A 23,964-nucleotide genomic window follows, 5' to 3' on the forward strand; every position below is an offset into this window, starting at 1 on the left:
CAGGCTCGCTCCCACATTGATTGGCAGTGACCGGGCCCCTGTGGGAGCCCGCCTGCTGGCGATGGCGTCAGTGACGGCGCCGCCGGGCTCCCACAAGGTTCGGCGGTCAGGACTTGCCCTTGACCGTATCGGCCACCTGCGGCACTTGCGGCAGCGCCGTGCCTTTAGGCCAGAGCATCCAGATCTGCCCCTGCTGCTTCATGTCCCCGGCCAGTTGCCCCGCCGCATCGCCGGTGCCCCAGAACAGGTCCGCGCGCACTTCGCCGGCGATGGCGCCGCCGGTGTCCTGTGCGGCCACCGGGCGCACCAGGGCGGTGCCGTCCGGGCGGGTGGTGGACAGCCACAGCAGGCTGCCCAACGGAATCACCTTGCGGTCCACCGCCGCGCTGTAGCCGGCGGTCAGCGGCACGTTCAGCGAACCGCGCGGGCCTTCGTCGCTGTCCGGGTTGCGGGTGAAGAACACATAACTGGGGTTGCTGCCCAGCAGCTCCGGGATGCGCGACGGGTTGGCCTTGGCCCAGTCGCTGATGGCGCCCATGGTGACGTCTTCCTTCTTCAGCTCGCCCTGTTCCACCAGCCAGCGGCCGATCGGGCGGTACGGGTGGCCGTTCTGGTCGGCGTAGGCGATGCGCAACTGGCGTCCGTCGTCGGTCTGGATCCTGCCCGATCCCTGGATCTGCAGGAACTGCAGGTTCATCGGATCGGTCAGCCAGGCCACCACCGGCGCATTGACGCCTTTGCTCTCGATGGTCGCCGCGTCGTCGTAGGGCTTGAGCACCCGGCCGTCGAGGCGTCCGCGCAGGCGCTTGCCCTTGAGTTCGGGGTACACGCTGTCCAGCGACACGATGATCATGTCGTCAGGCACGCCGTACACCGGGACGTTCGCCGTGGCGGTCTGGGTCAGGCTGCCGGGGTAGACCGGCTCGTAGTAGCCGGTGATCAAGCCGTTGGGGTTGTCGTTCTCGGCGCGCAACCCGTAGACGTCGAGGTTTTGCTTGAGGAACGCGCGGATGCTGCCGGCGCTCTGCGGGACATCGGCCGCCGCCGCGCAGGTCTTGCCCCAGACCGGGTCGGCCTTGAGCCGGTTGCACGCGCTGCGCCACGAACCGAAGCCGGCCACCAGGTCGTTGTCGGACACGGCGGGCAGCGCCTCCCAGGTGGCGCTGGAGTAAGTGGCGAGGGCGTGGGTCTTGGGCTTGGCCGTGTCGCCCCCGGTGCAGCCGGCGAGGATCGCCAGCAGCGGCAGGGTTGCGAAAAGCGGATGACGCCAGGCCTTGAAGCGGCTGTTCATGGAGTGGTTCCTGTGCCGGTTGCGTGAATGCTCCATGCGTTCAGGCAACCCGTATTTTTAATAGGGCTATTGGTGTTTGGCGGCCGCGCGAGGATACTGGCCGCCATTTTTCCGTGACCGAAGCCACCATGACACTCAAAAGAATCTCTGTTGCTTTGCTGGCCTGTCTGACCCTGTCCGCCTGCGGCGGCGTCGACCCCAACTCTCCGCTGGGCCAGCGCAAGGCGATCTTCAAGCAGATGCTCAAGACCGGCGAAGACCTGGGCGGCATGCTGCGCGGGCGCATTCCCTTCGACGGGGCGAAATTCGCCGACGGCGCGGTGAAGCTCGATGCGCTGTCCCATGAGCCGTGGAAGCACTTCCCGCAGGTGCGCGAAGAGGATCACACCAGCGCCAAGGACGATGTCTGGCAGAGGCAGGCGCGTTTCCAGGAAATGGCCCGCACCCTTGAGGCGGCCACCGGTGAACTGGTGATCGCCAGCCAAGTGCAGCCCTACAAGGCCAGCAACCTGGGGCCAGCGGTGCAGAAAGTCGAAGATGCGTGCAGTGCCTGCCATAAAGAGTTTCGCGATCACTGATAGCTGACGCGGTTGAATGACCGTGGCGAGGGCGCTTGCTCCCTCGCCGCAGTGGCTCTCGTTACTTGTCCAGTTCGTCCAGCGCCTGCTGCAATTCCTTGCGGGACTCGGCCAGCTTGTTCTTGCGCTTGTCGATCTTCTCCGGGTCGCCCTTCTTCATGGCCTTGTCGAGGTCGGCCTGGCGTTTGCTCACTTCGTGCTTGGCCTCCAGCACCTTGTTTTCGCGTTCCTTCTTCAGGCCGGCGTCGGTGCAGTGATCGGTGACTTCGCGCAGGGCGGTCTCCAGGCCGGCCTGCTGGTCGGCGTTGCCGTGGGCCTTGGCCTGTTCGATCTGGGTGACGATGTTCTGCTTCTTGGCGGCGCAGCCGGTGAGTTCCGGCGCTTCCTCGGCGGCCATCAACGGGGCGGCCAGGAATCCGCATAGGGTCAGCAGGGCAAGCGATTTCATAAAGGCTCCATGCGCTAAGGCATTCGGTTCGGTGGTGCGCTGCGCTGTTGGAGCGCCCCGACGGACATTGGGTTCCCGGCGTGCCGGGAGGCTGTGTTCAGAAGCCGTCGATGCCGGCGGCTTGCAGGGTGTCGCGCAAGGCCAGCACCTGCGGGTCGCGGAAAAAGGCGCTCAGTTGCGCCGCGCGGCCGGGACCGATGCCGGGTTCTGCCTGCCATTGTTCGGTGTCGCGTTGCGCCAGCTCGTGCCAGGTGCCGTCCAGCGGTGCCTGTCCGGTCGGCGGCATTCCCAAGGCTTTGAGCCAGGTGGCGAACGGCCGCTGGCGGGCTGTGTGAAAACTGTCCAGCAGGCGGGCGCCGCTGCGCTCGCCGAAGCCGGGCATGTTAGCAAGCTCCGGCCCCTCGAGGGTCAACCAATCCAGCAGGCCGGTCAGGCGGCCTGTTTCCAGAAGTTTCTCCCAGGTGCCGCGACCGACATGGGGCAGCCCCAGCCCCTGCTTGCCGCCGAGCCAGGTCAGGCGGGCGAGGAACTGGCTTTCGCAGCCGGGCGTCGGTCGCCAGCAGCTCAAGGCGTGGAAATCGGTTGCCTGCGGAACGGCCAGCTCGACACGCTCGGCCGCGCGCAGGACGACGCCGTCTAGCCGGGGGATGGTCAGGCCGGCCAGGCTGACCGCGACCTGGTCGCCGGGGCGGATGTCCAGCGCCTGCCAGCGCTGGAACGAGCTGACGCTGACCCGTCGGATCTGCCGGTCGTCCAGCCGCACCGGCGCCAGCTCAAGCACCGGTGTGATGCGCCCCGTACGCCCGATCCTGAAATCGACCTTGCGCACCTCGGCCAGGGCCTGGGCGAACGGGTACTTCCAGGCAATGCCCCAGTGCGGCGGCCGTGCCTGCCAGCGCTCGGCCGACGGGCGCCGGTCCTGACGCAGGACGACGCCGTCCGTGGCGAACGGCAACGGCGTGCGGAACCAATGCTCGCGCCATGCCTGGGCGTCGGCAAAGCGTTCGAGGGTGTGGGTGTAGGGCGCGGTCGCGGCGAATCCCAGGGCGGCCAGCGTCGAGAGCCTTTCGGACAAGGCCGAAGGCCCCTGCGGCCAGTCCCAGACGAACAGCCCTATACCGCCGGCCTCTTCGGCGCCCAGATCCTTGCGGCCCATCAGGCCGGCGACGGTGGCGCGGGCGTTGCGGCCGCCGTCGCGGGACTGAACGTGGTCGCTCAGGCGCCAATAGAGTTCGCCCTGCACCAGCAGATCCACCGGTTCGGTCAGTTGCCGGGGAATGGCGGCGATCTTCTGCGCCGACGCTGTCCAGTCCTGGCCCCGGACTCCGTCGCCGCGGCTGATGGCCTGGTGCAGTCGCCCGCTGCGGTAGATCAGCGTGACCGCGACGCCGTCGACCTTGGGTTGAATCCAGAGGCCTTCGCGGTCGCGCAGCCAGGCTTCGACGTCTTTGCCGTCGTGGCGTTTGTCCAACCCGGTGTGGGCGATCGGGTGAGTGACGGGGCCTGTGGCCGTGCGCAGCGGGTTGGCCGGTGACGGAAGGCCGAAGCACCGGCGCCATTCGTCCAGGCGCAAGCGCGACTGGTCGTAGAGCCCGTCGGCGATCAGCGCCCGGCCTTCGCGGTGGTAGGCGTCGTCCCAGCGGTCGATCTGCCTTTGCAGGACGGCGGTTTCGGTGCGGGCCTTTTCCGGTGGCCAATCGGGGCAGTCGTCGGCGAGGGCGTTCGGGAGGATGAGCATCAACAGCAGTGGGAGCAGCAGGGGCATTGCAGCGGGCATCGTGAGCGTCCTTGCTCAAGGGGAACGCTTGAAGGGTAGGCGGGGAATCCGGGGGGCGTCGGGCGGGTGTTTTTCGGGCTGTTTCCGGATGGACAGATGCGGGCTTTCGGTTGGGGCGCTGCCCGAAGCGGGGAGGGAACCTGCAGGCATGAAAAAGCCCCGCAGGGCGTGAGCCGTGCGGGGCTTTTCGTGTCGCCTGGAGGTGTTACAGGCCGGCGGCGGAACGCAGGGCGTCGGCGCGGTCGGTCTTTTCCCAGGTGAAGGTGCTGAAGGTGTCGTCGCCGACGGTCTTGGTCTGCGGAGCGCGACCGAAGTGACCGTAGGCTGCGGTTTCCTGGTACATCGGGTGCAGCAGGTCCAGCATGGTGGTGATGGCGTAAGGACGCAGGTCGAACACTTCACGCACCAGTTTGATGATCTTGTCATCGCTGATCTTGCCGGTGCCGAAGGTGTTCAGCGAGATCGAAGTCGGCTGGGCCACGCCGATCGCGTAGGACACCTGGATCTCGCAGCGCTCGGCCAGGCCGGCGGCGACGATGTTCTTGGCCACGTAACGGCCGGCGTACGCAGCGGAGCGGTCAACCTTGGACGGGTCCTTGCCGGAGAACGCGCCGCCGCCGTGACGGGCCATGCCGCCGTAGCTGTCGACGATGATCTTGCGGCCGGTCAGGCCGCAGTCGCCCACCGGGCCGCCGATGATGAACTGGCCGGTCGGGTTGATGTGGAACTGGGTGTCCTTGCTCAGCAGTTCGGCCGGCAGCACGTGCTTGACGATCAGCTCCATCACGCCTTCGCGCAGGTCGTTGTACGACACTTCCGGGTTGTGCTGGGTCGACAGCACCACGGCGTCGATGCCGACCACTTTGCCGCCTTCGTAACGGCAGGTGACCTGGGACTTGGCGTCCGGACGCAGCCAAGGCAGCAGGCCCGACTTGCGGGCTTCGGCCTGGCGCTGCACCAGTTGGTGCGAGAAGGTGATCGGGGCCGGCATCAGCACGTCGGTCTCGTTGCTGGCGTAGCCGAACATCAGGCCCTGGTCGCCGGCGCCCTGGTCTTCAGGCTTGGCGCGGTCAACGCCCTGGTTGATGTCGGGGGACTGCTTGCCGATGATGTTCATCACGCCGCAGGTGGCGCCGTCGAAGCCGACGTCGGAGCTGGTGTAGCCGATGTCGCAGATCACGTCACGGACGATCTGCTCCAGGTCGACCCAGGCGCTGGTGGTCACTTCACCGGCAACGATGGCCACGCCGGTCTTGACCAGGGTCTCCACCGCCACGCGTGCGTGCTTGTCCTGGGCAATGATGGCGTCCAGCACTGCATCGGAAATCTGGTCGGCGATTTTGTCCGGATGCCCTTCAGACACGGACTCGGAGGTGAAGAGGGAGTATTCGCTCATCTCGATGTTTTCCTGAATTTACCGATGGTGAGTGTCGCCAGCCGGCCGCTGAAAGTGGCGGACCTGGATCTGGAAACCATTACGTAAGCCTACATAGAGGCTGTCCCCGGGAACGAGTCCCGCAGCGGTGGCCCAACGGGCCAAATCGTCCTGTTCAAACCCCAACCACAGATCACCGCAGGCCTCCCTGGCCCAGCTCTGGTTGTGGCTGCATAACTCTGTCACGAGCAGGCTACCGCCCGGTTGCAGCAGGCTGGCCATGTGCTTGAGCGCTTCGGCCGGCGCGGCGAAATGGTGCAACACCATGTTCAATACCACGCAATCGGCCTGAAGGCTCACACCGTTCAATGCATCGGCCAATTGCAGGCTGACGTTAGCCAGCCGTTCACGAACGCATACCTGACGCGCCAGTTCGAGCATCGCCGCGCTGTTGTCCAGTGCGGTTACCGTGCCGAAACGGCGGGCCAGTTCCGGCAGGAAGGCTCCATCGCCGGGGCCGACTTCGATGGCCGTGGCAGCGCCGCCGAAGTTCAGTTTGTCGAGCAGGGCCAGCACGCTGTCGCGGTACTGCGGCAGGCCTGCGATCAAGTCTTGCTGGGCGCGGAATTTCTCCGCCACCCGTGCGAAGAAGTCCTGGCTGGCCGCCGCCCGTTGCCCGTGCACCTGGGCGATCCGCGCCTGCACGTCGTCCGGCAGGGCCAGGTTGTCGACTTCTTCTAACAATGCCGCGTGCAGCGTGCCGCCCAACAGTTCGGTGTGGGGCAGGGCGCGGCGGTAGAAAATCGCGTTGCCTTCACGGCGGGTCGCCACCAGCTCCGCCTGGGCCAGCACCTTGAGGTGATGGCTCATGCCGGACTGGCCGATGCCGAAGATCTGCGCCAGCTCCAGCACGCCGAACGAGTCGTTGGCCAGCGCCCGCAGCACGTTCAGCCGCAGCGGATCGCCGCCGGCCTTGCACAGGGCCGCCAGGTCGTCGCAGGCGTCATGGCGAATCGTAGGCACGCGTAAGTTCATAGGGGCAGCAGTCTAGTGACGGCCGGAAAGCATCGCAAGATCAATATCAAAAAGTTTTGATATTGATCGATGGGTGGTGTTTCCCACGCAATGGTTAACGTTACAGACGGGCGGCGGAAAGGATTCACCCGCCGAAAGCGCCGCCCGGCAGGGGAAAAACGTCTTCAGATGACTATCTGTCATTGCCCCGAGGCGTCCGGGTGAGGGAAAATGCTCGCCTTTTTTCCGTTTCGATTTTTCACCTTCAGCTTCAGAACCCAGGAGATCAGCGATGCCTAGCCGTCGTGAGCGTGCCAACGCCATTCGTGCCCTCAGCATGGATGCCGTGCAAAAAGCCAACAGCGGCCATCCCGGTGCCCCTATGGGTATGGCGGATATCGCCGAGGTGCTTTGGCGCGATTACCTCAAGCACAACCCGAGCAACCCGTCGTTCGCCGACCGTGACCGCTTCGTGCTGTCCAACGGCCACGGCTCGATGTTGATCTACTCGCTGCTGCACCTGACCGGCTACGACCTGTCGATCGACGACCTCAAGGCGTTCCGCCAACTGCACAGCCGCACCCCGGGCCATCCGGAATTCGGCTACACCCCGGGCGTCGAGACCACCACCGGTCCCCTGGGCCAGGGCCTGGCCAACGCCGTGGGCTTCGCCCTGGCGGAAAAGGTGCTGGGCGCGCAGTTCAACCGTCCGGGCCACAACATCGTCGACCACCACACCTACGTGTTCCTGGGCGACGGCTGCATGATGGAAGGCATTTCCCATGAAGTCGCTTCCCTGGCCGGCACCCTGGGCCTGGGCAAGCTGATCGCCTTCTACGACGACAACGGCATCTCCATCGACGGCGAGGTCGAAGGCTGGTTCACCGACGACACGCCGAAGCGTTTCGAGTCCTACAACTGGCAGGTGATCCGCAACGTCGACGGCCACGATCCGGAAGAGATCAAGACCGCCATCGACACCGCGCGCAAGAGCCCGCTGCCGACCCTGATCTGCTGCAAGACCACCATCGGCTTCGGTTCGCCGAACAAGCAAGGCAAGGAAGACTGCCACGGCGCCCCGCTGGGCGACGCGGAAATCGCGCTGACCCGTGAAGCCCTGAAGTGGAACCACGGCCCGTTCGAGATCCCGGCCGACATCTACGCCGAGTGGGACGCCAAGGAAGCCGGCCGCGCCGTCGAAGCCGATTGGGACCTGCGCTTCGCTGCCTACTCCGCCGCGTTCCCGACCGAAGCCAACGAACTGGTGCGTCGCCTGAGCGGCGAGCTGCCGGCCGACTTCTCCGAGAAGGCCGACGCCTACATCGCCGAAGTGGCGGCCAAGGGCGAAACCATCGCCAGCCGCAAGGCCAGCCAGAACGCCCTGAACGCGTTCGGCCCGCTGCTGCCGGAAGTGCTGGGCGGCTCGGCTGACCTGGCCGGTTCCAACCTGACCCTGTGGAAAGGCTGCAAAGGCGTCAGCGCCGAGGACGCCAGCGGCAACTACATGTACTACGGCGTGCGCGAGTTCGGCATGACCGCGATCATGAACGGTGTCGCCCTGCACGGCGGCCTGGTGCCTTACGGCGCGACCTTCCTGATGTTCATGGAATACGCCCGCAACGCCGTGCGCATGTCGGCCCTGATGAAGCAGCGCGTGATCCACGTCTACACCCACGACTCCATCGGTCTGGGCGAAGACGGCCCGACCCACCAGCCGATCGAGCAGCTGACCAGCCTGCGCAGCACGCCGAACCTGGACACCTGGCGTCCGGCCGACGCCGTCGAATCGGCAGTGGCCTGGAAAAACGCCCTGGAGCGCAAGGACGGCCCGTCGGCGCTGATCTTCTCCCGCCAGAACCTGCAGCATCAGTCCCGCGACGCGATCCAGATCGCCGACATCAGCCGCGGTGGCTACGTGCTCAAGGACTGCGCAGGCGAGCCTGAGCTGATCCTGATCGCCACCGGCTCCGAAGTCGGCCTGGCCGTCCAGGCCTTCGACAAGCTGACCGAGCAGGGCCGCAAGGTTCGCGTGGTGTCGATGCCGTGCACCAGCGTGTTCGACGCCCAGGACGCCGGCTACAAGCAATCGGTCCTGCCGCTGCAGGTCGGCGCGCGCATCGCCATCGAAGCGGCCCACGCCGACTTCTGGTTCAAGTATGTGGGTCTGGAAGGCCGCGTGATCGGCATGACCACCTACGGCGAATCGGCACCGGCTCCGGCGCTGTTCGAAGCGTTCGGCTTCACCCTGGAGAACATCCTGGGCCAGGCCGAAGAGCTGCTGGAAGACTAAGGCACACGGCGGTGACCTCCCGGTCACCGCAATTCCCTGTGGGAGCTGGCTTGCCAGCGATAGAGTCCGTTCAGTCAGCACATAGGTTGAAGCGGATGGCCCCTATCGCTGGCAAGCCAGCTCCCACAAGGGCTGTGTCGCACATAAGCATTGCGTCTGGTCTGCGTATTATCGAGAACCCCATGCCTCAACCGCGTCCCTACAAAGTTGCACTCAACGGCTACGGCCGGATTGGTCGTTGCGTCTTGCGTGCGTTGTTCGAGCGAGGCGAGAAGGCCGGGTTCGAGATTGTCGCGATCAACGACCTGGCCGACATGGCCAGCATCGAATACCTGACACGCTTCGACTCCACCCACGGCCGGTTTCCCGGCGAAGTGAAGGTCGACGGCGATTGTCTGCACATTAACGGCGACTGCGTGAAGGTGTTGCGCAGTCCCACCCCCGAAGGCATCGATTGGGCGTCCCTGGGCGTCGATCTGGTGCTCGAATGCTCCGGCGCCTGGCACACCCGCGGCGACGGCCAGCGCTTTCTCGACGCCGGCGCGCCGCGGGTGCTGTTCTCCCAGCCGATGGCCAGCGAGTCGGATGTCGACGCCACCATCGTCTACGGCGTCAACCAGGACTGCCTGACCGGCGCCGAGCGCCTGGTGTCCAACGCCTCCTGCACCACCAACTGCGGCGTGCCGCTGCTGCGCCTGCTGGACCGGGCGGTGGGGCTGGAGTACGTGTCGATCACCACGATCCACTCGGCGATGAACGATCAGCCGGTCATCGACGCCTATCACCACGAAGACCTGCGCCGCACCCGTTCGGCGTTCCAGTCGGTGATTCCGGTGTCCACCGGCCTTGCGCGCGGCATCGAGCGCCTGCTGCCGGAACTTGCCGGGCGAATTCAGGCCAAAGCCGTACGCGTGCCGACGGTCAACGTGTCCTGCCTCGACATCACGATGCAGACCGCGAACGACACCGACGCCGCCGAGGTCAACCGGATCCTGCGCGACGCCGCCACCGCCGGCCCGCTCAAGGGGTTGCTGGCCTACACCGAGCTGCCCCATGCCAGTTGCGATTTCAACCATGACCCACATTCGGCCATCGTCGATGCCAGTCAGACCCGCGTCTCCGGCCCACGGCTGGTGAACATCCTGGCCTGGTTCGACAACGAATGGGGTTTTGCCAACCGAATGCTGGACGTTGCAGAGCACTATCTGCAGACAGCGATTCCAACAAACAAGTAATCCAGGAAGTGCGACCCATGACCGTGTTGAAGATGTCCGACCTCGATCTGCAAGGTAAGCGCGTATTGATCCGCCAAGACCTCAACGTCCCAGTCAAGGACGGTGCAGTCACCAGCGATGCGCGCATCCTGGCTTCGCTGCCGACCATCAAGCTGGCCCTGGAGAAAGGCGCGGCGGTGATGGTCTGCTCGCATCTGGGCCGTCCGACCGAAGGCGAGTTCTCCGCCGAGAACAGCCTCAAGCCTGTCGCCGACTACCTGAGCAAGGCTCTGGACCGCGAAGTGCCGCTGGTGGCCGACTACCTGGGCGGCGTTGACGTCAAGGCCGGCGACATCGTGCTGTTCGAGAACGTGCGCTTCAACAAGGGCGAGAAAAAGAACGCCGACGAACTGGCCCAGCAATACGCCGCCCTGTGCGACGTGTTCGTGATGGACGCCTTCGGCACCGCCCACCGCGCCGAGGGTTCGACCCACGGCGTGGCCAAGTTCGCCAAGGTCGCCGCCGCAGGCCCGCTGCTGGCCGCCGAACTGGACGCGCTGGGCAAGGCCCTGGGCGCGCCGGCCAAGCCGATGGCCGCCATCGTTGCCGGCTCCAAGGTCTCGACCAAACTGGACGTGCTGAACAGCCTGAGCCAGATCTGCGACCAACTGATCGTCGGCGGCGGCATCGCCAACACCTTCCTGGCGGCGGCCGGTCACCCGGTCGGCAAGTCCCTGTACGAGCCGGATCTGCTGGACACCGCCCGCGCCATCGCCGCCAAGGTCAGCGTGCCGCTGCCGGTGGACGTGGTGGTGGCCAAGGAATTCGCCGAAACCGCCGCCGCCACCGTCAAGCTGATCGGTGACGTGGCCGCCGACGACATGATCCTGGACATCGGCCCGCAGACCGCAGCCAACTTCGCCGAACTGCTGAAATCGTCGAAGACCATCCTGTGGAACGGCCCGGTCGGCGTGTTCGAGTTCGACCAGTTCGGCAACGGCACCAAAGTGCTGGCCCAGGCCATCGCCGAAAGCGCCGCGTTCTCCATCGCCGGCGGCGGCGACACCCTGGCGGCCATCGACAAGTATGGCGTGGCCAGTGATATCTCCTACATTTCCACCGGTGGCGGCGCGTTCCTCGAATTCGTCGAAGGCAAGGTGCTGCCGGCCGTCGAAGTCCTGGAAAGCCGGGCCAAGGCCTGAGGCCGCCCGATTGGCCAGGCAAAGGAGTGTTCACATGGTCAAGTCGTTAGCGCTGTTGCTGCTGACCGCTGCGCTGGCCGCCTGCGGGAGCCACCCGCAGGCCGACGCGCAGCCGGACGCCGGCGAGGCGCACAAGGGCTGCTACCAGGCCGACTGGCAAGCCGAAACCAACCCGGTGCTGAACAAGCGCTCGGGGCCGGAAGGCCTGGACAAGTACGAGACGCAAACCCCGGCCAAGGAACAGGGCTGTCCTTGACGGGGCTGACCTTTAACTCAGGGCCGGCGGCGTGCGCCGTCGGTCGAGGAACACGGATGAAAGGCTTGATCGCCGTTGCGGCGTTGGGATTGTTGGGCGGTTGCGCGCAGTTGGGGCTGTTTCAGCCATCCGCACCGGCGGACGACTGGACAACCTGGACCTGCGACAGCCAGGCCAAGGTGCTGTGGCGCTACACCGATGCCGGGCGCAAGGAAGTCGACGTGCGCCTGGGCGGCGGCGACCAGGTCTACCGCCTGAAGGAAGAGCCGGGCGCGTCGGGTGCGCTGTACAGCGACAACATGCTGGCGTTTCACATCAAGGGTGAGGAAGGCCTGGTCTACTGGGTCGCCACCAATGATCTGATCGGCCGGGGCTGCAAGGCGCAGTGACACGATTGAACGGATGCGCAGAGGTCCGATGCAGGGGTCTTTGCCGTTCACAGGATTTTGGCAACACCGAATCACCGGACCGGGCCTCGACCCCCGATCCGCAATCACTTGAATAGCCGCCGCCGCTCCGGCAGGCTGGCACGATTAACGACCCTAAACCGGGAGAGACACACACAATGGCACTCATCAGCATGCGCCAGATGCTGGACCACGCAGCCGAATTCGGCTACGGCGTTCCGGCCTTCAACGTCAACAACCTTGAACAAATGCGCGCCATCATGGAAGCCGCTGACAAGACTGACTCCCCGGTGATCGTCCAGGCTTCGGCCGGTGCCCGCAAATACGCAGGTGCCCCGTTCCTGCGTCACCTGATCCTGGCGGCCATCGAAGAATTCCCGCACATCCCGGTGTGCATGCACCAGGACCACGGCACCAGCCCTGACGTCTGCCAGCGCTCCATCCAACTGGGCTTCAGCTCGGTGATGATGGACGGTTCCCTGGGCGAAGACGGCAAGACCCCGACCGACTACGAATACAACGTGCGCGTCACCCAGCAGACCGTGGCCATGGCCCATGCCTGCGGTGTTTCGGTGGAAGGTGAGCTGGGCTGCCTGGGCTCCCTGGAAACCGGCATGGCCGGTGAAGAAGACGGCATCGGCGCCGAAGGCGTGCTGGATCACAGCCAGATGCTGACCGACCCGGAAGAAGCCGCCGACTTCGTCAAGAAGACTCAAGTTGACGCCCTGGCCATCGCCATCGGCACCAGCCACGGCGCCTACAAGTTCACCAAGCCGCCGACCGGCGACGTGCTGGCCATCGACCGCATCAAGGAAATCCACAAGCGCATCCCGAACACCCACCTGGTGATGCACGGTTCCTCGTCGGTTCCGCAAGAGTGGCTGGCGATCATCAACCAGTACGGCGGCGACATCAAAGAAACCTACGGCGTACCGGTCGAAGAGATCGTCGAAGGCATCAAGCACGGCGTGCGCAAGGTCAACATCGACACCGACTTGCGCCTGGCGTCCACCGGTGCGATGCGTCGCCTGATGGCCACCAACCCGAGCGAGTTCGACCCGCGCAAGTTCTTCGGTGAGACCGTGAAGGCCATGCGTGATGTGTGCATCGCGCGTTACGAGGCTTTCGGCACTGCCGGTAATGCTTCGAAGATCAAACCGGTTTCGCTGGAAGGGATGTATCAGCGTTATTTGAAGGGTGAGTTGAACGCTAAGGTTAATTGAGACTGGCGTTGAGCTGATTCAAAAGAAACCCGCCGAGAGGCGGGTTTTTTGTGGGCGCTGAGAAACCAGCCAGAGATTTTTACTCGAACAATCCCTCTAGCTCTTCAAGGGTCGGCATGCCCGCCGGAACGACGGTGAGTTCGCAATCGAGAGCGCACAATGCGCGAGCGTAGGCGATCATGCCGACAGATAGGGTGCCTTTCTCGATAGCAATCACTTTGTATCGCGTCAATCGCGCGAGTTCGGCAAGTTGCGCCTGGGTCAGGCCGAGAGCGATACGTTTTCCGCGTATCTGAGCACCAAGTCGGCTGACGAGCAGAATATGATCCATGTGTCGTTAACGTAACATTCGTGAGGGAGTGTTCTTTAAACGGAACACTGAGTTTGATCGAGCTTACGCCTGTGACGATCGAGCGAATGACACCCATAACGGACATTTCCAGTACCGATTGGGCAAAAGTCCGTTACAGGTAACATTTCTCACTGGGTTCCAACCCCAATCACACCTTTAACTCAACATGATCCAGCGCCTGATTCACCGCCAACTCTCCGAGCATCACCACTTGGGCGATGCCCAACGCGGTCTTGCGATAAGGCGTGTCGAGAGTGGCGGCGAAGTTGGGAGAAAGGGGAGAAAGGGGACGGATTTATTTACTGATTAAATAAATCTGTCCCCTTAATACTGAAACGGCTGGCAGGTTGGCATTCACTCTTTCATTTGTGCATCGCTACAGAAAACCCACCGATTGGCGGGTTTTCGATGGCGTAAGTCAGGTGCGTGTCATCCGGTTCGAGCGCTACAGCTTCGGCTCAACGTTATCCAACGCCTGATTCACGGCCAATTCTCCCAGCATGACCAGTTGCGCAATGCCCTGGGCCAGTTTGCGGTGCGGGGTGTCGAGCAGGGTGGTGAAGTGGTCGAGCATGGCGCTGGCCGAGCCGAGGTTTTCGCTGGCGTCGGCCAGCAGGGATTCGGTGGTGTAGGCCGGGTTGGCGAAGTACATGGGGTCGTGGGCGGGGTAGGTGGGCGTGACGGGATTGAGGTAGTGGTCGAGGGCGCGTTCGGCGGCTTCGTGGAGCTTGCGGGAATCGATGGATTCGTAGGGGGAGGCGGGATCGGTTTCAGGTGGGTGCGGTGTCGATTTGATCATTGATGGTTTCTCGGATTGGGCCGCAACCATCTCGCTACTAAACGGAGGGTGGCGGCTGTACGCAAGTTAGTAGACCGGGCAAAACCACCAAATCCCGGCGCACCCGAAGGCGCCATGCGCACAGCCACCATCAAGTGCAGGCGAAGGCCTGACGGGATGACGCTTGTACGGTGGTGGAAGTGCCGGGCTACTAAACCCGATCACTGGAAATCAGTGACGCGAACCAAGTTACCGAGGGCCCCCCAGGCGCACAAGCCGGCGGATTCTGGCGTACCGGTAGGCAGCGGCGCAAGCCGTTGTAGGCCTGGGGACGTAACGCCGGGTGTCTGTAAACGGGTGCGTTTAAGCGCGCTGTCCAAGTCCGGAAATCCCTCGTCACAGGATTACTTGTTGTGATCAATGTCGAGCTTGGAAAACGTCACCTGCCCGCCCTCGCTGGTGTAGCCGGTGTTGTCCTGCACATACACCCCGGCCTTGAAATACAGCGGCTTGTTGCGCCAGGTCGCGCTGATCTGCGAATCCCATTGATAGCCCGCCGCGCTGACGCCCAAGGCGCCGCCGGGGCTCAGGTGGATGAGGTAGTTGAACTCGCGATCCAGTTTGATCCCGGTGGCGAGGGTGATGACCCGGCTTTCGTCCTGATCGGGGTGGGTGCGCAACTTGATCACCAAGTTGCCGGTTTCGGTTTTGCTTTTGTATTGGTATTCGAGCTTGAGCATCGGCTTCTGGCTTTCGTAGGCGTGGATCTGGCCGATGACGATCTTGCCGGAGCTGGGCACCTTGTTCACCGCCAAAGTGGCGCGCAGCAGGTTGTCGGCGTCGGGGTAGTACCAGTTGCGCAGGGTGCCGTTGCTGTAGGTCTCGCGCAGTTCGGTGCGCGGGTAGATGGCGTTTTCGGTTTTGGAGCCGGTGACCGGCGACCAGAAGAACAGCGTGCCGGTGTCGGAGTGGAAGTACTGGTCCTTGAAGCCGTTCACCAGTTTGGCGGTGTCGACGGTGTACGGCGGGTTGCCGACGGGAACGCTGAGGTTCCAGGTTGCGAGGTCGATCATGTCGGTGCTTCCGCTGATTTTCGCTGCACGCGCGTGCCAGAAGCTCTAGCCCGCGCCTTTCGGGGGCGGCCTTTATAAGCGCAAGGGTGTTTTTTGTTAACGCCCGCTCGGCGGATGATTGGCGCCAACATCCTGTCGAAGTGCCATCCTTCCCGGTTTCCGGGGGCTTCAGCGACGACCGTTAGTCGGCTACTCAAGCGTTTGCTTGGGTGATGGCCCTGTGATAGCTACAGCTTTTGCCGATCCCGGACTAGAGTGATGGCTCAGTAGGTGTACGGTTTTTCACCGGAATCCCGTCTGACGTCCCGACAAGAGAAGCAGCATGGAATGCGCGCAACCACAGCCAGGTGAAGGCAGCTCAGTCCTTTTGATCGTTGATGATTACCCTGAAAACCTGATCAGCATGCGGGCGTTGCTGCAACGCCAGGACTGGCAGGTGATGACGGCCGCCTCAGGCTTCGAGGCGCTGAACCTGTTGCTTGAGCACGACATCGACCTGGTGCTGCTGGATGTGCAGATGCCGGGCATGGACGGTTTCGAGGTCGCGCGGCTGATGCGCGGCAGCCAGCGCACGCGCCTGACGCCGATCATTTTCCTGACCGCCAACGAGCAGTCCCAGGACGCCGTGATCAAGGGCTACGCCAGCGGTGCGGTGGATTACCTGTTCAAGCCCTTCGACCCGCAGATCCTCAAGCCCAAGGTGCAGGCGTTGCTGGAGCACCAGCGCAACCGGCGGGCCTTGCAGCGCCTGAGCCAGGACCTGGAGATCGCCCGGGCGTTCAACGCCTCGGTGCTGGACAATGCGGCGGAGGGGATCCTGGTGTTGGCCGAGGACGGCTTGATCCGGTTCGCCAACCCGGCGATCTCCCGGCTGCTCAATGCTCCGGTGCAGGAACTGCAAGGTCAGGAGTTTCTCGATTTCCTGCAAAAGCCTCACATTCCCTTGTGGGCCGATTCCGATTTTTACGTGAGCTACAAGCGCGGCGAAACCCTGCGCCTGCACGACGCCTTGCTGCGCACCGCGCCGGGCCAGCAGGTGCCGGTGGCGTTGTCCTGCGCGCCGCTGCCCACCGAACAGCATGCGATGGTGGTGACGGTGCTGGACATGTCGGTGGTGCGCCACCTGCATCAGCAGCTGGAGTTCCAGGCCGTCACCGACCCCTTGACCGGGCTGCTCAACCGGCGCGGCTTCTACCAGACCGTCGAGAACCTGCTGCTGCGCGGCGAGCGCAGCGACAGCGCCTGGGTGCTGATGTACCTGGACCTCGACGGCTTCAAACGGGTCAACGATTCCCTCGGCCACGATGCCGGCGACCGGGTGCTGCGCTGGGTGTCCGAGCAGTTGAAGGCGTGCCTGCGCCCGTTCGACATCCTGGCGCGGATGGGCGGGGACGAGTTCACGGCGCTGCTGGACCTGGAGTTTCCCGAGCAGGCGGCGAAGATCGCGGAGAAGCTCATCGAACGGGTGTCGATCTGTCAGCAGATCGAGGGCATGGACGTCACGTTGGGTGCCAGCATCGGCATCGCCACTTACCCGGATTGCGGCAACAGCGTCGATGGGTTGCTGCGCGCCTCGGACATCGCCATGTACGAGGCCAAGCGCGCCGGGCGTCAGCAGTACCGCTTCTACGACCCGGAGATGAACGGCCGGGCGCGCTCGCGGCTGATGCTGGAAGAGAGCGTGCGCACCGCCATCGAGAACCTCGACTTCAATCTGGTGTACCAGCCGCAGGTGGCGATCGCCGACGGGCGGATCCGCGGCTTCGAGGCGTTGCTGCGCTGGCACCATCCGAGCGCCGGCGACGTGCCGCCGGGCCTGTTCCTGCCGTTGCTGGAGGAAGCGCAGCTGATCAGCCGCCTCGGCAGCTGGATCTACCACCACAGCGCCGGGCAGCGGAAGGCCTGGCAGGCGCAGTTCGACGAGGACCTGGTGCTGGGCGTGAGCCTGAGCAACACCCAGTTCGGCCTGCCGAACCTGGTCACCGAGCTGCGGCAGGTGCTGGAACGTCATGGGTTGAAGCCACGGCAGTTGGAGGTGGAAGTCACCGAAGAGGCGCTGACGGTCAACCCGGACGACACGCGCAAGCAACTGCGCCTGTTGCGCAACCTCGGGGTGCGGGTGGCGCTGGACGACTTCGGCTCCGGCGCGTGCTCCTTGGCGCACCTGCGCGACCTTGAGCTGGATACGCTGAAGCTCGACCGACACCTGATCGCCCGATTGCCGGACTCGGCGCGGGACGCCTCGCTGGTGCGCAGCGTGCTCGAACTGAGCAAGGAGTACGGCCTGCTGGTGATCGCCGAGGGTGTCGAGACCCTGGCGCAGTACCGATGGCTGCAGGCCCATGGCTGCGAATACGTGCAAGGCTTCCTGGTGGCGCGGCCGATGGTCGCCGACGAGACCGTGCGGTTTGCCCAGCCGTTCGACTGGGGCGCGTTGGTCGGTTGAATTCGCTACACTGGCGGCCTTTCCATGAGCCCGTACCGCCAGCCCCATGACTGCGTTGAAATACCTCCAGGCCTATCCCGTGCAACTGCAGGATCAGGTGCGCCAGCTGATCGCCGACGGTCGCCTCGGCGACTACCTCGACCAACGCTACCCCGACCGTCACGACGTGCAGAGCGACAAGGCCCTGTACGGCTACGCGCTGGAGCTGAAGCAGGAATACCTGCGCAACGCCCCGGCCATCGACAAGGTGCTGTTCGACAACCGCCTCGACCTGACCCACCGCGCCCTTGGCCTGCACACCACGGTGTCGCGGGTGCAGGGCGGCAAGCTCAAGGCCAAGAAGGAAATCCGCATCGCCTCGCTGTTCAAGGAGGCCGCGCCGCAATTCCTGAAGATGATCGTGGTGCACGAACTGGCGCATTTCAAAGAGTCGGACCACAACAAGGCGTTCTACAAGCTGTGCGAGCACATGTTGCCGGGCTATCACCAGATCGAGTTCGACCTGCGGGTGTACCTGACCTGGCGGGATCTGCAGTAGCGATCAACTGACGCGACAAGGAGTGTGTGGATGGACGTGAGCAAGACCAAGAGCAGTTTCTACCGCCGTCTGTACGTGGCGTACCTGATCGACAGCGGCCTGGCCAGCAGCGTGCCGGCGCTGACCGACGCCACCGGCATGCCCCGGCGCACGGCGCAGGACACCATCGCGGCGCTGGCGGACCTGGACATCGTCTGCGAGTTCGAGCAGGAAGAGGGTGCGCGCAACCATGCCGGGCGCTACCGGATCCGCGAGTGGGGGGCGATCGACCGAGGGTGGATCGAGCGCAACCTGCGGCAGATCAAGGCGGTGCTGGAGTATCCCTGAGTGCTGCGGTGAGCGGGCCGGCCCCATCGCCAGCAGGCTGGCTCCCACAGGTTCTGTGCCAGGCGCAACAGTGTGGGAGCAACGGTCTTGATCCTGCGGCGATCCGACGATGAGGCCCTCAGGCCCGGCGCATGCCGATGTGCGGAATGTCGTCTTCGAGGTATTCCTCGCCTGCCACGGCGAACCCGTAACGCCCGTAATACCCTTGCAGGTGTGCCTGGGCCGACAGGTAGACCGGCACCTGCGGCCAGTGCTTTTCGGCCTGCTTCAGCGCCTGTTCCATCAGGGTGTGGCCCAGGCCTTTGCCGCGCCCTGACGGCGCGGTGAGCACGCGGCCGATCACCACGTCGCCGCCCTGGGACTGCGGATCCAGCAGGCGCAGGTAGGCCACCAGCTCGTCGCCTTCCCAGCCCATCAGGTGGCAGGTGTCGCCTTCCAGGTCCTGGCCGTCGGGGTCCAGGTAGGCGCAGCGCTGTTCGACCACGAACACTTGCGAGCGTAGCTTCAGGATGGCGTACAGCTGCTCCTTGCCCAGATCGCTGTGATGTTTGCAGACCCACTCGATTGTCATTGTCCGGTTCCTTGATTGGCGTCGCCCGATACTAAGCGCCGGGCCGGAATCTGTCTGCATGGCGCATAAATCTGTGACAAAGACCAAAATGCCATCATTCCGTCCTCGCGGTTCCGAGTTCTTTGTGTAATCTGCTGGTAAGCGCTGTGCACTGGCTGCAATGAGCTAATGTTAGGGCCTGGGATGCGCGTCCACAGGCCTTGGGGTTTTGACTGAAAACACGCCGGGCAGCCCGCCCGCTAAGGATTTTCAAGCATGCCGCGATTGCATCGAGCCTTTGCTTTGATCGGATTGCTGTTGCTGGGCCAAAGCGCTGCCGCGGACAAGCTGCGCCTGGTGTTCGATGTCTGGCCGCCGTTCACCGACGAAACGCTGGCCAACGGCGGGCTGGCCACGGACATCGTCAGCACGGCCCTGTCCCGGGCCGGGTATGCCAGCAGCTATGAACAGGTGCCGTGGGCGCGGGCCTTGCTCGGCGTCGGCGAGGGCCGCTACGACGTGCTGGTCAACGCCTGGTACAACGACGAGCGGACCAAGCTTGGGCAGTTCTCCGGCGAGTACCTGCTCAACCGCGTGCGGTTCCTCAAGCGCAAGGACATGCCACTGGAATACAGCAGTCTGGAGGAACTGCACACCTACCCGATCGCGGTGGTGCGCGGTTACGCCTATTCGGCGCCGTTCGACGCCGACACCGCGTTGCAGAAGGTGCCGGTGCACAACTTCGCCATGGCCGTGCGCATGCTGGCGGCGGACCGGGTCAAGCTGACGCTGGAGGACGAGTACGTCGCGCGCTACTACCTGGCCCGCGAAGCGCCGAAGGTGCGCAACGCCGTGGAATTCCTGCCCAAGCCCCTGAGCGAGAACAGCCTGCACATCCTGGTGAGCCTGAAGAACCCGCAGCACGAGCAGATCGTGGCCGGGTTCGACCGGGAGATCGCGGCGATGAAGGCTGACGGCAGCTACGACAAGTTGCTCAGGCAGCATGGCATGTGAGCCCTGATCCGGAATCCGCTGTGCGGTTGATGGCCTCATCGCCCAGCAGGCAGGCTCCCACAGTGGACTGTATTCCAGTCTTCAAAGGTGGGAGCCAGCCTGCTGGCGATGACGCCATGAAAGGCGCCGCAGGACTCAGGCCTCGCCGGTGTCCTTGATCAAATGCGCCGCCAGGGTTCGCAACGGGCCCAACTGACGGCAGATCAACGCCAGTTGCGTCTGCACCAGCCGCTGCCCCTCATCGATCTCGTCCGGCATCTGCTCCAGCGCGTTGGCCAGCGCTTCTTCCTCGTCGCTCTGGATCGCGATCGGCTGCTTGCTCGCCAGGCCCTGGGCGATGTCGTCGATGCTGGCGGCCAGGCTGACGCCGGCGCCGTCGATCAGGTGCTCGCGTACGTCCTCCGGCAAGCGGGTTTCCCGGTGCGCGCCCAGGCCCGAGAGATAACTGAGCAGGGTGTGCGACAGCACCAGGAAGCGGAACCCGACGTCGGCCTCCTTACGGAAATGCCCAGGCTCCATGAGCATGTTCGCCAGGGTGGTGGACAGCGCCGCGTCGGCGTTGTGCGCGTTGCGCCGGGCCAGCCGGTAGGCGAGGTCGTCGCTCTTGCCGGCGGCGTACTGCTGCATGATCTGGCGCAGGTAGATGCTGTTGCAGGTCAGGGTGTTGGCCAGCACCTTGTTCAGGCGCCGGCCCTGCCAGTCCGGCAGGAACAGGAACACCGCCAGGCCCGCGATCAGGCTGCCCAGCAGGGTGTCGAGCAGGCGCGGGACGAACAGGCCGTAGCCGTCGCCCACCTGGTTGAAGCAGAACAGCACCATGATGGTGATCGCCGCGGTCGCCACGGTGTAGCGCGTGGTGCGGTTGGTGAAGAACACCACGCCGGCGGCGATGGCGAAGCACGACTGCACCAGCGGGCTGGGGAACAGGTCGAACAGCGCCCAGGCCACGGTCAGGCCGATGGCGGTGCCGAGGATCCGCTGGCCGAGCTTGCGCCGGGTGGCGCCGTAGTTCGGCTGGCAGACGAACAGCGTGGTGAGGATGATCCAGTAGCCCTGCGAAGGGTGGATCAGGTGCACCATGCCGTAGCCGATGCTCAAGGCCAGCGGCAGGCGCAGGGCGTGGCGGAACAGCAGCGAGGTCGGCGTCAGTTGCGTGCGCAGGCGCGTCCACACGTCCTTGAGGTTGCGCGGCGAACGGTCGAGCAGGCTGCTGTCGGTGGCGTCGGCCAGGGCGTCGGGGTTGCTGGCGTCGCTGAGCAGGCGGTCGAGGGTGCCGAGGTTGGCCGCCAGCGCCCGCAGCGAACGCAGCAGGCCGCGCCAGGCCGGGTTGCTCTGGATGCGCAGGTGTTCGAGGGAGGCGTGCAGGTCGCCCAACGCTTCGGCGAAGCTGGCGTCGTAGATGAACGGCTGGCGCATCTGGATCGATTCGGCCAGCGCCCGGCAGGCCTTGCCTTGCTGGCGCAGCAGGCGCTGGCAGCGGAACAGCACGTCGCTGTGGAAGAACGCGTCGGCCAGGGCGTTGTACGGATAGTGCGAGGAACTGGCGCGCTCGTGGATGTCCTGGGCCAGGAAGTACAGCTTCAGGTAGCGGCTGACCTTGGAGCCTGGGCGACCGTTGCCGACCCGGTGCAGGATGATTTCCTTGGCGGTGTTGAGCGCCGCCACCACCCGGCCGTTCTGCTGCGCCAGCTCCAGGCGCCGGGCCTCGACGTCCAGTTGGCGGATCGGCTCGAACAGCGAGGCCTTGAGCTTGAGGTAGTAGCCCAGCTCGCGGAACAGCCGCGCCAGGCTCTGCTGCACCGGCTGGTTGGAGAACAACGCCTGCCACAGCACCGACAGCAGCCCGTACCACGCGGCGCCGGCCACCAGCAGCATCGGTTCGTGCCAGAAATCGCTGACCGCGCCGCCGCGCTGGTCGACGCCGATCATCGTGTACACCGACAGGATCAACGTCGCCGAGGCGATCGCCCCGTAGCGCTCGCCCAAGGCGCCGAGCATGGTCAGGCCGAAACTGGCCAGCGCCAGGGCGATGACGAACACGACGGGGTAGGGGAACAACAGCTCCACCGACAGCGCGGCGACGCTGAAGCAGACCAGCGTCACCGCCAGCGCGTTGAGGCGGCCTTGCCAGCTGTCGTCGGTCTCGGCCAGGGCGCTGGCGATGATCCCCAGGAACAGCGGGATCAGCAGCCCCATTTCATCCTGGAACCAGCACAGCGCCATGCTGCCGGTCAGGGCGATGAACACCCGCACGCTGTAGCTGAACTTGTCCAGCGCCCACAGGCGCCGCAAAGACTGACGAAACGAGGTCGAGGACATGAAATGCGAAGGCCTTCCGAGGCGATGCCGCTAAATTGAGCCAGTAATGACGCCGACGCAATGGCGCCGATCACATCGGACAGCAAAAAGTGTTCCTTGCATTGGTTTTGCCAAGCTCAATGTCCGAGGTTGGCAAAGAAACCTGTGGGAGCTGCGGTGCGACGATTCGACTTGCCAGAGATGGCTGACTGTCAGGCAACTACGATGTTGGCTCTACCGGCCTTATCGCTGGCAAGCCAGCTCCCACAGAAATTGCGTTTCATGTTTGAAAACGGATCAGACGTACTGCGCCGCCGCGTAGCCCGAGGCCCAGGCCCACTGGAAGTTGAAGCCGCCCAGGTGCCCGGTGACGTCGAGCACTTCGCCGACGAAGTACAGGCCCGGGCTTTTCAGCGATTCCATGGTCTTGGACGACACTTCCCGAGTATCGACGCCGCCCAGCGTGACTTCGGCGGTGCGGTAGCCCTCGGTGCCCGCCGGCACGACTTTCCAGCTGCCGAGCTTGTCGGCGATGTCCGCCAGCTCCGCGTGGGTGTACTGCTTCATCGGCTTGGAGGTGAACCAGTTGTCCGCCAGCAGGGTGGCCATCTTCTTGGTGAAGATTTCCCCGAGCAGGGTCTTCAGTTCGCTGTTCGGGCGTTCGGCCTGCTGCTGTTGCAGCCAGCCGGCGGCGTCGTGGTCCGGCAGCAGGTTGATCTCCACCGTGTCGCCGGATTCCCAGAACGACGAGATCTGCAGGATCGCCGGGCCGCTGAGGCCGCGGTGGGTGAACAGGATGTTCTCGCGAAAGCTCTGGCCGTTGCAGCTGACCAGGCAATCGACCGAGGTGCCCGACAGTTCGCCGCACAGGTCCTTGAGCTGGTCGGTGATGGTGAACGGCACCAGCCCGGCGCGGGTCGGCAGCAGTTCGTGGCCGAACTGCCTGGCCACCTGATAGCCGAAGCCGGTGGCGCCCAGGGTCGGGATCGACAGGCCGCCGGTGGCGATCACCAGCGACTGGCACTGGACCTGGCCGAGGGTGGTGTCGAGCAGGTAGCCGCCTTCGGTCTTCTCGATGGTCTGGATCGAGGTGTCCAGGCGCAGTTCGACGCCCACTTGGTCGCACTCGTCGAGGAGCATGCCGAGGATGTCGCTGGACTTGTTGTCGCAGAACAGCTGGCCGAGCTTCTTCTCGTGGTACGGCACGCCGTGCTTGGCGACCAGGCCGATGAAGTCCCACTGGGTGTAGCGGGCCAGGGCGGATTTGCAGAAATGCGGGTTCTGCGACAGGAAATTGCCGGGCTCGGTGTACATGTTGGTGAAGTTGCAGCGCCCGCCGCCCGACATCAGGATTTTCTTGCCGGCCTTGTTCGCGTGGTCGAGCAGCAGCACCTGGCGCCCACGCCCGGCGGCGGTCAGGGCACACATCAAACCGGCGGCGCCGGCGCCAATGATCACGACTTCGGTAGAGCGCAAAACGGTGTCCTCACACAAATTTCAAAATCACCGGAAC

General features: G+C 64.5%; 22 protein-coding genes and 1 pseudogene. 11 read left to right on the forward strand and 12 right to left on the reverse strand.

The window, feature by feature from the left end:
• Positions 1-106: 106 nt before the first annotated feature.
• On the reverse strand, positions 107-1,291 hold the full coding sequence (locus CAG41_RS02745) for a murein transglycosylase A (RefSeq protein WP_085580754.1): 1,185 nt from the start codon (positions 1,289-1,291) through the stop codon (positions 107-109).
• A gap of 128 nt (positions 1,292-1,419) precedes the next feature.
• Here CAG41_RS02745 and CAG41_RS02750 point away from each other — a divergent pair, with 128 nt between their 5' ends.
• The gene (locus tag CAG41_RS02750) at positions 1,420-1,869 is read left to right on the forward strand and encodes a cytochrome c (protein WP_085581206.1); all 450 of its coding nucleotides are present in this window, start codon (positions 1,420-1,422) and stop codon (positions 1,867-1,869) included.
• Between the two features lie 61 nt (positions 1,870-1,930).
• Here the strand turns inward: CAG41_RS02750 and CAG41_RS02755 are convergent, their stop codons facing one another.
• The 4 genes from CAG41_RS02755 to CAG41_RS02770 all read right to left on the reverse strand — a co-directional run bounded on the left by CAG41_RS02755 (position 1,931) and on the right by CAG41_RS02770 (position 6,504).
• Entirely contained in the window at positions 1,931-2,317 is a 387-nt protein-coding gene (locus CAG41_RS02755) for a DUF1090 domain-containing protein (protein WP_085580752.1), read from the reverse strand.
• Positions 2,318-2,414: 97 nt separating this feature from the next.
• Positions 2,415-4,094 carry an NAD-dependent DNA ligase LigB gene (gene ligB, locus CAG41_RS02760; RefSeq protein ID WP_085580750.1) on the reverse strand — a complete coding sequence of 560 codons (1,680 nt, stop codon included), beginning with the start codon at positions 4,092-4,094 and terminating at the stop codon, positions 2,415-2,417.
• Positions 4,095-4,299: 205 nt separating this feature from the next.
• A complete protein-coding gene (gene metK, locus CAG41_RS02765) occupies positions 4,300-5,490 on the reverse strand; it encodes a methionine adenosyltransferase (protein ID WP_085580748.1) in 1,191 nt (396 codons plus the stop codon).
• Positions 5,491-5,508: 18 nt separating this feature from the next.
• On the reverse strand, positions 5,509-6,504 hold the full coding sequence (locus CAG41_RS02770; RefSeq protein WP_085636948.1) for a metalloregulator ArsR/SmtB family transcription factor: 996 nt from the start codon (positions 6,502-6,504) through the stop codon (positions 5,509-5,511).
• 271 nt (positions 6,505-6,775) lie between these two features.
• On the opposite strand from CAG41_RS02770, the gene tkt reads away from it, so the two are divergent.
• The 6 genes from tkt to fba all read left to right on the forward strand — a co-directional run bounded on the left by tkt (position 6,776) and on the right by fba (position 13,075).
• The gene (gene tkt / locus CAG41_RS02775) at positions 6,776-8,773 is read left to right on the forward strand and encodes a transketolase (RefSeq protein ID WP_085580744.1); all 1,998 of its coding nucleotides are present in this window, start codon (positions 6,776-6,778) and stop codon (positions 8,771-8,773) included.
• A gap of 182 nt (positions 8,774-8,955) precedes the next feature.
• Positions 8,956-10,008: an erythrose-4-phosphate dehydrogenase gene (gene epd / locus CAG41_RS02780; protein WP_085580742.1), complete on the forward strand. Its 1,053-nt coding sequence runs from the start codon at positions 8,956-8,958 to the stop codon at positions 10,006-10,008.
• A gap of 17 nt (positions 10,009-10,025) precedes the next feature.
• On the forward strand, positions 10,026-11,189 hold the full coding sequence (locus CAG41_RS02785; RefSeq protein WP_085706684.1) for a phosphoglycerate kinase: 1,164 nt from the start codon (positions 10,026-10,028) through the stop codon (positions 11,187-11,189).
• 34 nt (positions 11,190-11,223) lie between these two features.
• The gene (locus tag CAG41_RS02790) at positions 11,224-11,445 is read left to right on the forward strand and encodes a hypothetical protein (protein ID WP_085580737.1); all 222 of its coding nucleotides are present in this window, start codon (positions 11,224-11,226) and stop codon (positions 11,443-11,445) included.
• A 56-nt stretch (positions 11,446-11,501) separates the two neighbouring features.
• Positions 11,502-11,834 carry an MliC family protein gene (locus CAG41_RS02795; protein WP_085580735.1) on the forward strand — a complete coding sequence of 111 codons (333 nt, stop codon included), beginning with the start codon at positions 11,502-11,504 and terminating at the stop codon, positions 11,832-11,834.
• A 176-nt stretch (positions 11,835-12,010) separates the two neighbouring features.
• A complete protein-coding gene (fba, locus tag CAG41_RS02800) occupies positions 12,011-13,075 on the forward strand; it encodes a class II fructose-bisphosphate aldolase (RefSeq protein ID WP_085580733.1) in 1,065 nt (354 codons plus the stop codon).
• A gap of 79 nt (positions 13,076-13,154) precedes the next feature.
• On the opposite strand, the gene CAG41_RS02805 is transcribed toward fba, so the two are convergent.
• The 4 genes and pseudogenes from CAG41_RS02805 to CAG41_RS02815 all read right to left on the reverse strand — a co-directional run bounded on the left by CAG41_RS02805 (position 13,155) and on the right by CAG41_RS02815 (position 15,278).
• Positions 13,155-13,406, reverse strand: a complete 252-nt coding sequence (locus CAG41_RS02805; RefSeq protein WP_085580731.1) for a transcriptional regulator — start codon at positions 13,404-13,406, stop codon at positions 13,155-13,157.
• Positions 13,407-13,575: 169 nt separating this feature from the next.
• Positions 13,576-13,695: pseudogene (locus tag CAG41_RS29080) on the reverse strand (DUF6124 family protein); the annotation flags it as partial.
• Positions 13,696-13,872: 177 nt separating this feature from the next.
• Positions 13,873-14,226, reverse strand: coding sequence for a DUF6124 family protein (locus CAG41_RS02810; protein WP_085580729.1), 354 nt, complete (start codon positions 14,224-14,226; stop codon positions 13,873-13,875).
• Between the two features lie 383 nt (positions 14,227-14,609).
• On the reverse strand, positions 14,610-15,278 hold the full coding sequence (locus tag CAG41_RS02815; RefSeq protein ID WP_085580727.1) for a polysaccharide lyase family 7 protein: 669 nt from the start codon (positions 15,276-15,278) through the stop codon (positions 14,610-14,612).
• 322 nt (positions 15,279-15,600) lie between these two features.
• Between CAG41_RS02815 and CAG41_RS02820 the strand changes: the two genes are divergently transcribed.
• The 3 genes from CAG41_RS02820 to CAG41_RS02830 are packed head-to-tail and all read left to right on the forward strand — an operon-like array spanning position 15,601 to position 18,589.
• Entirely contained in the window at positions 15,601-17,724 is a 2,124-nt protein-coding gene (locus CAG41_RS02820) for a bifunctional diguanylate cyclase/phosphodiesterase (protein WP_085580724.1), read from the forward strand.
• A gap of 46 nt (positions 17,725-17,770) precedes the next feature.
• Positions 17,771-18,262, forward strand: coding sequence for a M48 family metallopeptidase (locus CAG41_RS02825; protein WP_085580721.1), 492 nt, complete (start codon positions 17,771-17,773; stop codon positions 18,260-18,262).
• A gap of 30 nt (positions 18,263-18,292) precedes the next feature.
• Positions 18,293-18,589, forward strand: coding sequence for a helix-turn-helix domain-containing protein (locus CAG41_RS02830; RefSeq protein ID WP_085580718.1), 297 nt, complete (start codon positions 18,293-18,295; stop codon positions 18,587-18,589).
• A gap of 118 nt (positions 18,590-18,707) precedes the next feature.
• Here CAG41_RS02830 and CAG41_RS02835 read toward each other — a convergent pair whose 3' ends face one another.
• On the reverse strand, positions 18,708-19,160 hold the full coding sequence (locus tag CAG41_RS02835; RefSeq protein ID WP_085580716.1) for a GNAT family N-acetyltransferase: 453 nt from the start codon (positions 19,158-19,160) through the stop codon (positions 18,708-18,710).
• A gap of 255 nt (positions 19,161-19,415) precedes the next feature.
• On the opposite strand from CAG41_RS02835, the gene CAG41_RS02840 reads away from it, so the two are divergent.
• The gene (locus CAG41_RS02840) at positions 19,416-20,153 is read left to right on the forward strand and encodes an ABC transporter substrate-binding protein (protein WP_085580714.1); all 738 of its coding nucleotides are present in this window, start codon (positions 19,416-19,418) and stop codon (positions 20,151-20,153) included.
• A gap of 135 nt (positions 20,154-20,288) precedes the next feature.
• Here the strand turns inward: CAG41_RS02840 and yccS are convergent, their stop codons facing one another.
• A complete protein-coding gene (gene yccS, locus CAG41_RS02845) occupies positions 20,289-22,472 on the reverse strand; it encodes a YccS family putative transporter (RefSeq protein ID WP_085580712.1) in 2,184 nt (727 codons plus the stop codon).
• Between the two features lie 276 nt (positions 22,473-22,748).
• Positions 22,749-23,927 (reverse strand): NAD(P)/FAD-dependent oxidoreductase, encoded by a 1,179-nt coding sequence (locus CAG41_RS02850; RefSeq protein ID WP_085706685.1) that lies wholly within the window; start codon positions 23,925-23,927, stop codon positions 22,749-22,751.
• Positions 23,928-23,964: the final 37 nt, after the last annotated feature.

The sequence above is a fragment of the Pseudomonas sp. B35(2017) genome (genome assembly GCF_002113645.1).
Classification (GTDB): Bacteria; Pseudomonadota; Gammaproteobacteria; order Pseudomonadales; family Pseudomonadaceae; genus Aquipseudomonas; species Aquipseudomonas ekonensis.